The following is a 15309-nucleotide window of genomic DNA, read 5'->3' on the forward strand; positions in this document are numbered from 1 at the left end:
GTTGGCTTTAAAACTTAACGTAAACGATCAGCGGCTTTGGTTGCGGCTTCCATACCATCCTGAGCCGGGGTTTTACCCTGCAATACCGCCTGAATGTTTTGCTGCAAGATGTTCGACAGACGGGAGTAATCTGCTGTAACCGGGCGCGACAACATCACATTCAGCGAGGTTTTCGCCGCCGCGATCAACTGCTCCTGATCTTTCTGCACCGCCGGATCTTCATAAGACGATTTCCAGATTGGCAGGCTCAGTTTGGCGTATTTGTTCTGCACTGGCTGCGACGTCATGTAGCTGATGTATTCCCATGCCTGGTCCGGATGTGCGCTGGCTTTGGCGATGCCCAATCCCATCGACCCGTTAACGCCGGATGCGCCACCGGCGGTTTCACCCGGTGCCGGAATGACCCCCACGTCACCCGCGACTTTGCTCTGTTTCGGGTCATTCGCCATGTTGTACATGTAGGTCCAGTTCAGTGCGAAAGCCGCATCACCGTTGGAGAACGATTTACGCACATCTTCTTCCAGATATTCACGCGAATTCGGGTTAGTCAGCCCTTTATCCAGCGTCTCTTTCATGTAGCTGATGGCTTTCATCGCGCCGGAATTGGTGAAATTCAGCTTGCCGTCTTTGTAGAAATCCCCTTTGAACGCCGATACCAGCGTGGTGTAGTCGCACAACAGCGCTTCGGATTGTGACCAGCTCCAGACCAGCGGATATTTCACGATGCCTTTTTCTTTCAGGATCTCAGATTGCTTTTCAACATCAGCCCAGGTGGCGGGCGGGGTAGTGATCCCGGCTTTGGCCAGCATGGCTTTGTTGTAATACAGATATTTGGTGTCGAGGATCCACGGCATCCCCCAGCGTTTATCTTTGTAGGTCACGGTAGAAATCGCGCCGTCAAAAATCTTATTGCTTTCTTCAGCCGGAATACGCGCCGTGACATCCTGCAACAGGCCGTATTTGTTAAATTCAGCAGGCCAGATCGCATCGAACAGCACCACGTCATAACCTTTGTCACCGGCACCGCGTGCGGCGACGATTTTGTCGTGCAGGGCTTCATACGGCACAAACTCCAGGTTCACTTTGATATCCGGATGCTGTTTAGTGAACTCGGCGGTCATTGCGCGGATATCCGCTTCGCTGTACGCCGCCTGAGTCATAAATAAGGCACTGAGCGTCGTATCGGCCAGCGCGCTGGCGGAATATCCCAGGGTGAGGGCAGAGAGGGCGCACAGGGTGGCCGCAGGGGTAAATCGTAGGCTCATCGTCATTCTCCGAAACAGGGTTAGGTTTATTAAATCAATTTGATTGCTTTAATCGGCTAAAAAAAATGGGAAGGCATAATTCTGCCAGTCCCTGCGTCCCTGCCGGATTTACCCTTCATACTTCGGGCTGCTGATGCGTTGGCTACGCTCCATCACCCGAATCACTGACTTATGTCAGCTCATCGGGATTCACTCGCTTGCCGCCTTTCTGCAACCCGAATTATCTTGGGTATAAAACGTGTGCTACACGGATGATTCAAATCTAAATAGTGACTGGCGATTATTATTAACATGGCAATAACATTCAAAGCTGTGATGCCACCGTCATATTCATATCATCCCAGGTTAACCCTAAATAATTCGGGTTGCAGGAAGGCGGTGAGTGCGCGCAACCAACGCATCTGCAATACGAAGTATGACGGGTTAATAAAATCAATTTGATTGCTGTAATCACTCGCCACATACTGCCCGCAAGGTCTTCACCGTGGAGAGGGATGTGATAACAACGTCTGGTACCAATCTTGAGCACGCCCGTGCTCACAATCGTCGGGTGGTGATCGAAGCCATTCGCCTTAACGGTGAACTGACCCGCGCTGAAATCGCCCGGCTGACGTCGCTCACCCCCCAAACGGTCTCCAACATTGCCACCGAACTCGAGCAGGCGGGTATCCTGTCTTCCCACCTGCCGCGCCGTGCGGGAGGGCGTGGTCAGCCAGCAACGCCACTGACACTCAATCCTGACAGCGCCTATTCAATAGGCATCCATCTTGATCATCAGTCGCTGCTGACTGTGCTGGTGGATCTGACCGGAACTGTTCGCTTTCGCAAACTGATCCATGTACAGAAACCGCAGCCAGAGCCCACGCTGGCTCTTATCGATCAGGTTCTGCAAGAAATGCGCCAACAGGTGAAAATTGACTGGCGAAAAATATTAGGCGTGGGTGTGGTGATGCCGGGGCCGTTTGGCGTAGAAGGGATTTCCTCACAAGGGCCGACCACGCTGCACGGCTGGGATAATATTGATATTGAAGCGCGTTTAAGCGCCGCGACCGGCTGGCCGGTTACGCTGGAAAACGATGCGACGGTAGCCGCAATCGGTGAGCGTTTTCACGGTGTTGCCAAGCAATTATCGTCGTTTGTGTATCTGTATATCGGCACCGGGCTGGGTGCCGGCATCTTCACCGACGGACGGATTTACACCGGTCATGCACACAATGCGGGCGAAGTCGGCCACATTGTGGTGCAACCGGGCGGGCGAGAATGTTATTGCGGCAACAAAGGCTGCCTCGAACGTTATGTTTCTTTGCAGGCGGCGTATGAAGCCTGCGGACTGGATCCGATGTCGGCCATGCCCGAAGATCTGCTGAAAGTCGATGAAAAAGTGTTCGATAAATGGCTTGATACTGCCGTCGAACCGGCACTCCAGGCCATCAATATTATGGAATGCGTGTTCGATGCGCAGAGCGTGATTATCGGCGGCACCATGCCTAAACCATTGGTGGAAAAGCTGATTAAGCGCCTGACGCCCCTGTATAATTCGGTGCGTAGCCGGTACGCGCAGAGTGCACGCATTCGCCTCGGGATGTCCGGCAGCGACACACCCGCGCTCGGTGCTGCCGCGTTGCCAATATTTGATGAATTCAATCCGCAATATGAAGTGCTGTTGAAGTAGTGATGTTTAAGTGCTTTGATTTATATTGTGTTATCTGCAAATAGGGTGTGCGTGAAGGGGGATATTTTTTTGATATCCAGTCCTGACAAATAAAAGAAGAAAAACTTCTGCTTTTTGTTATCTCAAACTCACCCAGATTGGGGTCAAATATTTTATAAGTCCCTTTATGTATGCTCATGCCAATGCAGTGTGAGTAACCATTTTTTGAATAAACAACGATACTGAAAACACCCCTGATGGTGGATCTTGCAAATGACTGAAAATCATTTGTTTTTAAATCAACTTGTCTTATCGGGTAAAATAAGTCGCTGTTGAAAGCCAGGTTTATTTTTCCAGATATCAGGTACTTACACGTTAATGCGCGTTGGCGGGAAATAAAGTTATAAGTGTTTTTATAGAATAAAAAAGATTGAGGTTTCTCAGAAAGTTCATGCTGGATCCATGAACTTACCATCCCGGCACATACGCCATAACCTGAAACTGATATATCCCTGGTTTGTGTTTTTAAAAATGCCATCTGGTCAAGATGAAAATTACATGTCATGTGTTTTGTAGTCATAAAGATAGAGATTAATTAATGATTTCTGATGGGGCTAAATGTTATCACACGCACGCATCAGAAGATGTCTGGCATAGCTAAATGAATTATTTTCGATCCGGTATTGAAATTTCGAACCAACCGGTCTGACTCTTTGATCTGACCGGTTGGTCAGATTTGGCATAAGCTTTGCAAATGTTCTGTTATCAATCGTGAACGAGAATGTTGCAGAGAAGGACAATGCCATGAGTCAGATCATCACCCGCGCCGTCCGCGGAAATTTCTTCGATATCCGCGAGCCGGTATTACGGCCGGAAGATTTAGAAGCGCAGGTGCGTTATATCGAAGACGGCCTGATGTTGCTCAGCGGCGGCACAATCATCTGGCTGGGAAGCTGGAAGGAAGGTGAGGGCAAGCTGGCGCAGGCACGTAAAACCGCTGTTCTGGAAATTGATGATTATCGCGACAAGCTGATCGTCCCGGGCTTTGTCGATACGCATATTCACTATCCGCAGACCGAAATGATCGGCGCGTACGGCGAGCAGTTGCTCGAATGGCTGACGCGCTATACCTTCCCGACCGAACAACAATATCACTGCGCGGATTACGCCAGGCGCATGTCGAAATTCTTCATCAGTCAGTTGCTGCTTAACGGGACCACCACGGCGCTGGTGTTTGGCACCGTTCATCCGCAGTCCGTCGATGCCCTGTTTAAAGAAGCCTCCGACATCAATATGCGGCTGGTGGCGGGCAAAGTGATGATGGACAAAAACGCCCCCGACGCCCTGCTGGAAACCCCTGAAGAAAGTGAACGCGACACGCGCGGGCTGATTGCGCGCTGGCATAACCGCCAGCGTCTGAGCTATGCGCTGACGCCGCGTTTTGCGCCGACATCTTCGCCTGAACTGCTGCAAAAAGTGCGGTTGCTTAAGCAGGAATTCCCCGACGTGTACATGCATACCCATCTGAGCGAAAACGTCGCCGAACTCTCCTGGGTGAAAGAAATGCACCCTGAACATCAGCATTATCTCGACGTTTATCATCAGTACGGACTGACCGGCGAACGTTGCGTGTTTGCACACTGTCTGCATCTGGATGACAGTGAATGGGATTGCCTGCACGACACCGATTCGACTATCGCTTTTTGCCCGACGTCTAATCTGTTTCTGGGCAGCGGTCTGTTTAATTTGCAGAAATCCTGGCAGAAACAAATTCGCGTCGGCATGGGCACGGACGTCGGTGCGGGCACCACCTTCAACATGCTGGAAACGCTGTCAGAAGCCTACAAAGTCGGACAACTGCAGCGTTACCGTTTATCTGCATTCGAAGCCTTCTATCACGCCACACTCGGCGGCGCACGGGCGCTGCACCTCGACGATAAAATCGGCAACTTTAGTACCGGTAAAGAGGCTGATTTTGTGGTGCTCGAACCGGGTGTCAGTGCGCTGCAAAAATTACGTGCCACCAACAGTAAAACGCTGGCTGAAAAGCTGTTTGTGCTGATGACGCTGGGTGATGACCGTAATGTGTATTGCACCTACGTTGACGGCGAACCGGCGTATGTACGGGATGCTCAGCGGGAGGAACTCTCAGCATGATGAACAGTGATACCGGCGGCAAAGTCCGCCTTGCGCGTGAACGCACCCTGGAAAATATCCACGCGGCGGCCATTGCAGAATTCAGTGAAAAAGGTTTTCAGGGGGCAACCACTCAGGCCATTGCTCAGCGCGCCGGGATCAAAAAAGCCCAGTTGCATTACTACATCGCGGGCAAAGAAGAGTTGTACGAAGAGCTCTTGCAGAAAGTGCTGAAAGTCTGGGGCGATATCATTCAGTTCGACCCGTCCCTCAGCGAACCCGAGGCGGTGCTCAGCCGTTATATCCGCAATAAGCTGAATTTCTCGTTCGATCAGCCGCAACTGTCGCGCATTTTCACCAGTGAGGTGCTAGGCGGCGGTCACTATCTGCATAAATACTGGCCGCTGGCCACGCAGAATATCACCGGCAAAGAGAACCTGATCCATCAGTGGATTGAGCAGGGGAAAATCCGTGCGCTGGATGCCCGTCTTTTCATCATGCATATCTGGGCGGTGACGCAGTATTACGCCGATTTTGCGGTGCAGGTGAAGCATATGTACGGCAATTTCGAAGGCGATGAACAGGCGCGTGAACACATTATTGGTGAGGTTACGACACTGATTCTGAATGGCTGTAAAGCCTTTGCTCCTCCCCCTGCGAAGGGGGAGGCCGGGAGGGGGTATTAAGGGCAAACTCCCAGTCAAAGCATACATCAACTTTTTGATTTTGCTTTAAAACCCCACCCCAACCCTCCCCTTCGCAGGGGAGGGAGCAAACCAGTGATTTTTGAAGGATATGATCATGATCCAATTTCTGATGAACGGCAGGATCCACACGGAAAATCTGCCCGCTGACACGACGGTATTACAATATCTGCGCCGCGATGCAGGGCGCTGTGGTACCAAAGAAGGCTGTGCCTCCGGTGACTGCGGCGCCTGTACGGTGGTGCTGGCAGAAAAGCAGGGTGAGCAACTGCAATACCGCACGGTCAACGCCTGCCTGACGTTTATGCCTGCGGTGCATGGCAAACAGCTTATTACGGTTGAAGATCTGAAACATCGCGGCGAGCTTCATCATGTACAGCAGGCGATGGTGGATAATCACGCTTCGCAATGCGGTTTCTGCACGCCGGGTTTTGTGATGTCACTGTTTGCGATGGAAAAAAATAAACCTGTTTTTACGGTTGAAGGCGTGCAGGAAACCCTTTCCGGCAATCTTTGCCGCTGCACGGGTTACCGGCCAATCATGGATGCAGCGAAAGCCATTTGTGAAGCCCCGCAGGCCGATCAGTTTGATGCTGATGCCCGGCAAACGCTGGAAAAACTCGCCGCGATATCCGCGACTGAACAGCCGGTGACTATTGATGAACTGGCCGGACGTTATCTTGCGTGCCCGGATTCCCGTCTGGTGGCAGGCGGTACCGATCTGGCGCTGGAAGTCACACAACGTTATCAGCGCCTGCCGAAGCTGATTTCGCTGAGTCATATTCCCGAACTCAAGGCAATTACGCTGACCGGTCAGGCTATTCATATTGGCGCAGCCGCGCCACTCAGCGCCTGTATGCCGTTTTTACATGAAGAGTTCCCGGCGTTTGGCGAGTTGCTTGAACGGTTTGCATCACAACAAATTCGCAACCAGGGGACCTTCGGCGGCAATATCGCCAACGCTTCGCCAATCGGTGACGGCGGGCCGGTGTTGCTGGCGCTCGGCGCTTCGCTGCTGCTGCGGCGTGGCGCTGAACAACGGGAGTTACCGCTTGATCAGTTCTTCCTCGGTTATCGCAAAACTGCGTTGCAGCCGGGCGAATTTATTGAACAAATCCGCATTCCCCGCAATACCCCGGCGGCACGCCAGTTACGGGTTTATAAAGTGTCGAAACGGCTGGAGGACGATATTTCTGCGGTCTGCGCGGCGTTGCATATTGAAGTGCTAAATGGCGTGGTGGTGCATGCACGCGTGGCGTTTGGCGGCATGGCGGAAGTGGCGAAACGGGCCAGCGGCTGTGAGGCGCAATTACTTGGTCAGCCGTGGCAGACGGCAACTGTCGAGCGGGCCTGTCAGGCGCTGGAACTGGATTTCACGCCAATCAGTGATTTTCGTGCCAGCCGGGAATACCGCATGCAGGTGGCGAAAAATCTGCTGCGCCGCTGCCATATCGAAATGACTTCTCCTGAAACACTGATGCGGGTAACACATTATGTCTGAATCGAAACCATCACTTTCTCAGGCTGAGATGGAAGCGTTGTTCCGCACGGGGTTGCAGAGCGGCGTGGGCAAAAGCCAGAAACATGAAAGCGCGGAGAAACACGTCAGCGGTGAAGCGGTGTATATCGATGACCGGCTGGAATTCCCCCGTCAGTTGCATCTGGTGCCGCTGCTCAGCCCTCATGCGCATGCTGACATTTTGCATATTGATACCGAACCTTGTTACGCCGTACCGGGTGTGGTGCGGGTGATGACTGCACAGGATGTGCCCGGCAATCTGGACATTGCACCGCTGACCCATGGCGATCCGCTGATGGCGCAGGGCACAGTGCAGTATGTCGGCCAGATTGTGCTGGTGGTGGCGGCAACCTCAATGGAAGCCGCCCGGGCGGCGGTGGCGCTGGCGAAAGTGGAGTATCAGCCGCGTGACGCGGTGCTGACGGTAAAACAGGCGCTGGCGCTGGAACATTACGTCGAAGAACCGCATCAGCATAAACGCGGTGACGCTGAGATGGCGCTGGCCTGTGCGCCGCACCGTTTACAGGGCGAACTGGAAATTGGCGGCCAGGAGCATTTTTATCTCGAGACGCAGATTGCCTCAGTGATGCCCGGCGAAGACGGCGCGATGCTGGTATACAGCTCGACACAGCATCCGACAGAAGTGCAGAAACTGGTGGCCTCGGTGCTGGATTTGCCGATGCACAAAGTCGTGGTTGATATGCGACGCATGGGCGGTGGTTTTGGCGGCAAAGAGACGCAGGCCGCTGGTGCAGCCTGCCTTGCCGCGCTGGCGGCGCATCTGACCGGACGTCCGGCAAAGATGCGGCTGTCGCGTCAGGATGACATGCTGATCACCGGCAAGCGCCATCCGTTTCATGTCAGCTATGACGTAGGATTTACCGATGACGGCGTCATTCACGGTATCGACATTAAACTGGCGGCCAACTGCGGTTATTCGCTGGACCTCTCCGGTTCTATCGTCGATCGCGCCATGTTCCATTCCGATAACGCCTATTACCTCGGCGATGCGCTGATCACCGGTTATCGCTGTAAAACTCATCTGGCGTCGAACACCGCTTACCGCGGATTTGGCGGCCCGCAGGGCATTGTGGCGATTGAGCACATCGTTGATCATATTGCCCGCGAACTGGGTCTGGATCCGCTGACGGTACGCAAAAATAATTACTACGGTCAGGAAGCCCGCAACGTTACGCATTATCACCAGCCCGTCGGGCAAAACCTGTTGCAGGAGATGACGCAGCAACTGGAAGATAGCGCGGAATACACCGCAAGACGTGACGCTGTCACGAAATTTAACCGCAGCAACCCTTATCTGAAAAAGGGGCTGGCGCTGACGCCGGTAAAATTTGGTATCTCCTTCACCGCCAGTTTCCTCAATCAGGCAGGCGCGCTGGTGCTGGTCTATACCGACGGCAGTATTCAGCTCAATCACGGTGGCACAGAGATGGGACAGGGGCTGAATACCAAGGTCGCGCAGGTGGTGGCTGAGGTGTTTCAGGTGGATATCACCCGGATTCAGATCACCGCGACTGATACCGGTAAAGTGCCCAATACCTCGCCGACGGCAGCGTCATCCGGCGCTGACCTGAACGGTAAAGCGGCGCAAAACGCGGCAGAAATCATCAAAGGGCGCATGGTTGAGATGCTGATGCGTGTTCATGATGCACAGGAAACTGACATCACCTTCAGCAACGGTCAGGTGCGCGTTAAAAATCAGTATTTCAGTTTTGAACAGGTGGCGACCCAGTGCTGGCTGAATCAGGTGCCGCTGTCCAGCACCGGCTATTACAAAACACCGAAGATTTTCTATGACCGCAGTAAAGCCGCCGGGCATCCGTTTTATTATTTCTCCTACGGCGCGGCTTGCGCGGAAGTATTGGTCGATACGCTGACCGGTGAATACAGGCTGTTGCGGGAAGACATTCTGCATGACGTCGGCGACTCACTGAATCCGGCGATTGATATCGGTCAGGTGGAAGGCGGATTCGTGCAGGGCATGGGCTGGCTGACCACGGAGGAGCTGGTGTGGAATGACAAAGGGCGCTTAATGACCAGTGGTCCGGCGGCGTATAAAATTCCGGCAATTGGCGACATTCCGCAGGATCTGCGCGTGAAACTGGTGGAGAACCGTAAGAATCCGGAAGATACCGTTTTCCATTCCAAAGCCGTGGGTGAACCGCCGTTTATGCTCGGGATATCCGTTTGGTGTGCCATCAAAGATGCCGTCGCCAGCCTGGCCGGTTATCGTGTACATCCGCACCTTGATGCACCTGCCACGCCGGAAAGAGTGCTTAACGCCATAAATCAGATGCATTTTCAGGGTGACGTTGTCACTTATTCCGCTATGGCTACCGCAAAAATTGCCGGCTGACGGGGGTTCTCATGCGTACTGATGACTGGGTAACGCGTTTACATGACCTGCAACGTCGCGGAGAACCGTGCGTGGTGGCGACGCTGGTGGAGAATCAGGGCTCCACGCCGCGTGATGCAGGCAGCAAAATGGTGATCACCGCTGACCAGCAATTTTATACGCTGGGCGGCGGCAATCTTGAGTTTCAGGTTACAGCCATTGCCCGCGAGATGTTGCAGCAGGGTGCGAAAACCAGCCGCTTCGAACGCTTTTCATTAGGGGCGCGGCTCGGACAATGTTGCGGAGGCATGGCGTCGGTGTTGCTTGAACCGCTGGGGCAACCGCAACCGCACGTTGTGGTTTACGGCGCAGGTCATGTCGGGCGGGCACTGGTGAACATTCTCAGCACCTTACCCTGTCGCATTACCTGGGTAGATGCCCGCGCCAGTGAGTTTCCGGCACGGGTGGACCCGCAAGTCACCTGCCTCGTGGATGAGGAACCCGAAAGCACGGTGGCGCAGATGCCCGCTGACAGTTATTTCATGGTGCTGACGCACGATCACCAGCTGGATTTCGCCCTGAGTGAGCGCATCCTGAAGCGCGGCGATTTCCGCTACTTTGGCCTGATTGGCTCGGATACCAAGCGTAAACGCTTTGATTACCGTTTATCGGGCAAAGGGATTTCGTCTGAGCAACTGGCGAGAATGCGTTGCCCGGTGGGGCTGCCCGATGTGCGCGGCAAACTCCCGGCAGAAATTGCCGTGGCGATTGCCGGAGAATTTATCGCCGCGTATGGAAAATGATTGTTTCTTATAGATAATCTTTTTTCTATTCAGAACTCTTCAGATATTGCATTGATTTATAATGTGTTTTAATTAAAAGGAAGTGATTCATTTTAATCAGGAAGTTATATCGCATTTATGTCTTCTCCTGCCATGTCGTGTCGAACCAAACCTTCGCCACCGGTTCATAAAACAGTCACAAAACCGCAGTAATTTGTTTCCTCATTGAACGGGCCAGTGCCGCTTTGAGGAAACATCCGACGCATGTCTGCCATACAGATTTCCCACCTGAGTAAATCCTTTACCACTCAGCCGGTGCTCAATGACGTCTCGCTGCATATTCATCACGGTGAGTTTGTTGCCGTGCTCGGTCCCTCAGGTTGTGGCAAAACCACGTTGCTGCGTACCATCGCGGGATTCGAGCCGGTAAACAGCGGCACAATCATCGTCGGTGAACGACTGTTTTCATCCACCGGCGTCCATGTCCCAGCGGAAAAGCGCGATCTGGGCATTGTGTTTCAGAACTACGCGCTGTGGCCGCATATGTCGGTGGAGGAAAACGTAGCGTACAGCCTGAAAGTGGCGGGGATGGATCGCCATGAACGACGCACGCGAACGCAGGATGCGCTGGCGCTGGTGGGGCTGAGCGATTACGCCATACGCCGTCCTTCCGATTTGTCCGGCGGTCAGCGACAACGTGTGGCACTGGCACGTTGCCTGGTCACACGCCCCGGCGTGGTGCTGCTGGATGAGCCGCTGGCAAATCTTGATGTGCATTTACGTGCGGCGATGGAAGAAGAGTTCCGGCGTTTTCATCAGCACACCGGCGCAACGCTTTTGTATATCACCCACGATCAGCAGGAAGCGATGGCGATGGCTGACCGTGTCGTGGTGATGAACGAGGGCAAAGTGATGCAGTTTGCTACGCCGCAAACGCTGTACCGTGAACCAGCCAACGCTATGGTCGCGACCTTTATCGACGAGGGTCGCGTTATCCCGGCAAAAAATATTCAACCCGCCGAAAACGGCACGGCCTGGGCCGATGTTTTCGGTATGCGTATCCGGTTACGGGCTCCGGCACATCAGACAACGGTGAGTGAGGCGCAGGTGTGTGTCCATGCTGCGGATTTACGTTTTGCTCAGCACGGCGAACCGGGCATCGCTGCGCGGATCACCCGGGTGATTTACCGCGGCGGCTATCACCAGATTGACGTCGCGCCGGTAAACACGCCTGCGCTGAAGCTTTCCCTTCATTCCTCTCTTTCGCCCGATAGTTACGTGAGTGACATTGTCACTTTCGTCATTGCCGACGGCTGGATCCTTCCCCAATAATTTTCTCATTCTAAGGACAGGGCTATGCATATTTTAAAAACCATCACGTTATCCTTGAGCGCATTGCTGATTTGCGCCACGCAGGGAGAGGCAAATGCTGCCGAAGCCGCCTCCGGAAAGCTGGTGGTTTATACCTCTCAGGCACCGGAAATTGCCCAGCAAACGATTGACGCCTTCAAGGCGGCTTATCCGGATGTGCAGGTGGAGTGGACGCGCAACGGCACGACGCAACTGATGAATGTTTTGCAAACTGAAATGTTGGCCGGGGACGTAAAAGCTGATGTGCTGCTGGTTGCGGATTCCATCAATCTGGGCGCGTTGAAAAAAGACGGCAAACTGATGGCCTATACCGATGCGCCGGTGGGAAATATCAGCCCGGATTTTTACGACAAAGATAAAACCTGGTTTGGCACCAAAATTATCGCCACGGTCATTGCCTACAACACTAAAAACGCCACACCGGTTGATAGCTGGATGGCGCTGACCGAACCGCAAAACAAAGGTCAGGTGGCCGTGCCAAGCCCGCTGTATTCCGGGGCGGCGTTGTATCACCTGCATACGGCCATTAATACGCCGGACATCGGCTGGGCGTTTTATCAGAAACTGGCGCAGAACGGCATTACCCCGGAAGGTGGCAACGGCCCGGCGCTGAAAGCGGTAGCGAGTGGCATGGCGAAGTATGGCGTGATTACCGATGCCGATATTATCCGCGCTAAAAAGCAGGGCTCGCCGATTGATCTGGTGTATCCGAAAGAGGGGGCTTCATTTGTGACTGAGCCGGTAGCCATTCTTTCCGGGGCACATAACGTGCCTGCGGCGAAGGCGTTTGTTGATTTCATGCTCTCACCGCAGGGCCAGCAATTGGTTGCGAAACAAGGTAACCGGCCAATTGAATCCGGCATTGCGGCACCTGAAGGCTTTGCACCGCTGGATTCGATTAAGCTGCTGACGCTGGATTCGGATAAAGCGGTGGCGGATGATAAAGAAGTTCGCGCGAAATTCACTGAAATCTTCGGTGGCTGACAGCCCAAAGGACAGCCAGATGAGCGTGATGAGTGAAATTCAGCGCCGCGCCACCCCCTCGCGTCGGTTCTGGCCGGGCAGCGAGAAGTGCGTGCTTTGGGCACTGACGTTGCTGATCGGGTTATTGTCGATAGCGCCCCTGATGCGACTGGTTTGGGCGGCAATGGCGCCTGAAGGTGCGCCGGACATCTCGCGGCTCAGCCATTTACTGGGCACACGAAAAGTCCTGACTGCCACGCTGAATACACTAACGATTGCTGTCGTCTCAACTTTTCTGGCGATGGTGCTGGGTACGGTGGCGGCGCTGCTGATCGCGCTGACTAATTTGCGCGGTAAGCAGGCCTGGGTATTTACTTTTATTCTGCCACTGATGATCCCGCCGCAGGTGACGGCGCTGGCGTGGGTTCAGGCACTTTCGCCATCCAGTCCGGTATTGCTGTGGCTGGGGTTAACGTTGCCCGCCGGTTCGACTTCGCCGCTGTATTCGCTGACCGGCATTATTGTTCTGCTGGGATTGCACAATGCGCCGCTGGTTTTCCTGATGGTGCGGGCCGGGTTGCGCAGGTTGCCAGCCGAACTGGTGGAGGCCGCGCGCAGCGGTGGGGCACAACCGTGGCGGGTATTGTTTACCGTGATTTTGCCGCTGGTGCGCCCGGCTATTTTTGCCGGTGCGGCACTGTCGTTTGTCACCGCAGCGGGTAATTTTGGTATTCAGGCAATGCTCGGCATTCCCGGTCGTATCCCGACGCTGATCACGCTGGTGTATCAGCAACTCAACAGCGTGGGGGCGTCGGCGCTGACGGATATGGCGGTGCTTTCGCTGCTGATTGCCGCTATTACGCTTGCCGGACTGATGTTCAGCCGCTGGCTGGGCGGGCGGCAGGATGTGCGTGTCACGGGGACGCCGCGCGCGCTGCATCAGTCTCTGGGGCGATGGCGTTTACCGGCAGAAATTGCGGCCTGGCTGTGGATGTCGCTGACGCTGTTATTGCCGCTTTCCGCGCTGATGACCACGTCCCTGACCACGGGTTTTGGTCAGGCACTGACCTTGCAGAGTCTGACGCTGAGCAATTATGCCAATGCGCTGTTCGGGTATCCGGCAATCCGCCATGCCTTTATGACCAGCCTCGGGCTTACCGTGATGACTGCGCTGATCCTGACACTTTCCTCGTTGTTTCTGGCGTATTTCCTGAGCTGGCAGCGAACGCGGCTGGTGCGTATTTTACAACTGTCGACCGAACTGGCTTACGCGTTGCCGGGGATAGTGACCGGAATTGCGGCGATCCTGTTTTTCCTCAAACCGTTGCCACTGGTGCATATCAGCCTTTACGGCACGGTATGGATTATCCTGGCGGCTTATCTTTCCAGTTTTATGGCACTGGTGCTTCGTCCGACGCTGGCCGGTTTTGCGCAAATCGAGCGTTCGCTGGATGAGGCCGCACAAATATTTGGTGCCGGTTTCCTGCAACGGATGCGCGATATAGTGATGCCGCTGGCGGCGCCGTCGGCCATGGCGGGCACGATTCTGGTGTTCCTGACCGCACTGAATGAGATTCAGGTGTCGATTCTGCTGGTCACATCCGGTACGCAAACGCTCGGACCGATGATTGTGTTTCTTGATGAAGGCGGTTCTTCCACGCTGGCCGCAGCCGTGGGGTGCCTGATGATTGGTGTGGTGCTGGTCTTTATGCTGCTTGCGTCGCTGTTTGCGCGTCGACTGCCGGAAGGCGTATTGCCGTGGCGCGTCTGAAATTCTGCCTGCTGCAAAAATCCGCAGCAGGCAGGATTTTACAGGGTTTTCAGTGGCTCACTGCGCTGCCAGAAAGCAACTGCAGACCCCAGACACAACAGATAACCCATCAGTTCGGTGCCTTCTTCGACAATATTTTTCACTGTCCGTACGTATTCGCCTTGCATCACCACTTTCCAGATCATATTCATCCCAAAGACCCGTGAGAACACCAGGATCAGTACCAGACCGCAAACCATATAGTGACAGGCCGGATGAACCAGAAAAGCTGACAATCCGCGCAGGCTGGTTTTCGGCGTGATGCAGGCCCAGGCGATACAATAGACCGCGAACAGGCTGGCGAAATACACCCATGAGCCGTAGTGGATCAGGTCAAACAGGGCATCGAGTTCGCGGATAAGCATGCAGAAGAAGAACCCGCCAATCAGGATCATACCTCCCCGCAATGCCGGATGTTTTTTGGCCTGTAAGAAAAACAACGCGCTGATGGCCAGCAGTGAAAGTTCCTGAAGGAACTCAGTGGCGGAAATTTCCTGGATACCGTCTTTAAATATGGCCACATCCAGCCAGATGACCAGCGCGGTACAAATGGCTCCCAGGGCTAATAAGATAAAATTGAGTAAGTGTTTAAAAAATGTGTGTTTCATTATTGTCCTGATTTCAATACGTTGGCGTGCATACTTCACGTGTTCTGAACATTTTTCTGCGTAGCGTGAGGTGCTGCAAGGATACGGAAGGTGATAACAGGGATATTGTGAATGCGTGCGGGAATGATAATTATTATGAATGTTATG

At 53.9% G+C, this 15309-nt stretch carries 12 protein-coding genes; 9 read left to right on the top strand and 3 right to left on the bottom strand.

The features are described 5' to 3' along the window. Nucleotides 1-14 precede the first annotated feature (14 nt). Nucleotides 15-1265, bottom strand: a complete 1251-nt coding sequence (locus tag ABIC79_RS00720; RefSeq protein ID WP_013575532.1) for an extracellular solute-binding protein — start codon at nt 1263-1265, stop codon at nt 15-17. Nucleotides 1266-1764: 499 nt separating this feature from the next. On the opposite strand from ABIC79_RS00720, the gene ABIC79_RS00725 reads away from it, so the two are divergent. Then, entirely contained in the window at nt 1765-2937 is a 1173-nt protein-coding gene (locus tag ABIC79_RS00725; RefSeq protein WP_173362098.1) for an ROK family transcriptional regulator, read from the top strand. Here ABIC79_RS00725 and ABIC79_RS00730 read toward each other — a convergent pair. Beyond that, a complete protein-coding gene (locus tag ABIC79_RS00730; RefSeq protein ID WP_157962106.1) occupies nt 2906-3454 on the bottom strand; it encodes a YopT-type cysteine protease domain-containing protein in 549 nt (182 codons plus the stop codon). The two genes, ABIC79_RS00725 and ABIC79_RS00730, sit on opposite strands and share 32 nt — an antisense overlap. Nucleotides 3455-3720: 266 nt before the next feature. On the opposite strand from ABIC79_RS00730, the gene guaD reads away from it, so the two are divergent. The 8 genes from guaD to ABIC79_RS00770 all read left to right on the top strand — a co-directional run bounded on the left by guaD (nt 3721) and on the right by ABIC79_RS00770 (nt 14515). Beyond that, nucleotides 3721-5073 carry a guanine deaminase gene (gene guaD, locus ABIC79_RS00735; protein ID WP_112152268.1) on the top strand — a complete coding sequence of 451 codons (1353 nt, stop codon included), beginning with the start codon at nt 3721-3723 and terminating at the stop codon, nt 5071-5073. Beyond that, complete coding sequence (locus tag ABIC79_RS00740) at nt 5070-5738, top strand: TetR family transcriptional regulator C-terminal domain-containing protein (RefSeq protein ID WP_013575529.1); 669 nt, start codon at nt 5070-5072, stop codon at nt 5736-5738. The genes guaD and ABIC79_RS00740 overlap by 4 nt, the downstream gene beginning before the upstream one ends. Nucleotides 5739-5853: 115 nt before the next feature. Further along, nucleotides 5854-7257 (top strand): xanthine dehydrogenase small subunit, encoded by a 1404-nt coding sequence (gene xdhA / locus ABIC79_RS00745; protein ID WP_013575528.1) that lies wholly within the window; start codon nt 5854-5856, stop codon nt 7255-7257. Beyond that, on the top strand, nt 7250-9649 hold the full coding sequence (xdhB, locus tag ABIC79_RS00750; protein WP_354566457.1) for a xanthine dehydrogenase molybdopterin binding subunit: 2400 nt from the start codon (nt 7250-7252) through the stop codon (nt 9647-9649). The genes xdhA and xdhB overlap by 8 nt, the downstream gene beginning before the upstream one ends. Nucleotides 9650-9660: 11 nt before the next feature. Further along, entirely contained in the window at nt 9661-10431 is a 771-nt protein-coding gene (gene xdhC, locus ABIC79_RS00755; RefSeq protein WP_121019338.1) for a xanthine dehydrogenase accessory protein XdhC, read from the top strand. Between the two features lie 243 nt (nt 10432-10674). After that, complete coding sequence (locus ABIC79_RS00760; RefSeq protein ID WP_354566460.1) at nt 10675-11742, top strand: ABC transporter ATP-binding protein; 1068 nt, start codon at nt 10675-10677, stop codon at nt 11740-11742. A 24-nt stretch (nt 11743-11766) separates the two neighbouring features. Continuing rightward, nucleotides 11767-12765, top strand: a complete 999-nt coding sequence (locus ABIC79_RS00765) for an ABC transporter substrate-binding protein (protein WP_013575524.1) — start codon at nt 11767-11769, stop codon at nt 12763-12765. Nucleotides 12766-12784: 19 nt separating this feature from the next. Continuing rightward, nucleotides 12785-14515, top strand: a complete 1731-nt coding sequence (locus ABIC79_RS00770) for an ABC transporter permease (protein ID WP_354566462.1) — start codon at nt 12785-12787, stop codon at nt 14513-14515. A gap of 38 nt (nt 14516-14553) precedes the next feature. Here the strand turns inward: ABIC79_RS00770 and ABIC79_RS00775 are convergent, their stop codons facing one another. Further along, entirely contained in the window at nt 14554-15162 is a 609-nt protein-coding gene (locus tag ABIC79_RS00775; RefSeq protein ID WP_112152262.1) for a hypothetical protein, read from the bottom strand. Nucleotides 15163-15309: the final 147 nt, after the last annotated feature.

The sequence above is a fragment of the Rahnella sp. 2050 genome, assembly GCF_040544515.1.
GTDB lineage: Bacteria > Pseudomonadota > Gammaproteobacteria > Enterobacterales > Enterobacteriaceae > Rahnella > Rahnella aceris.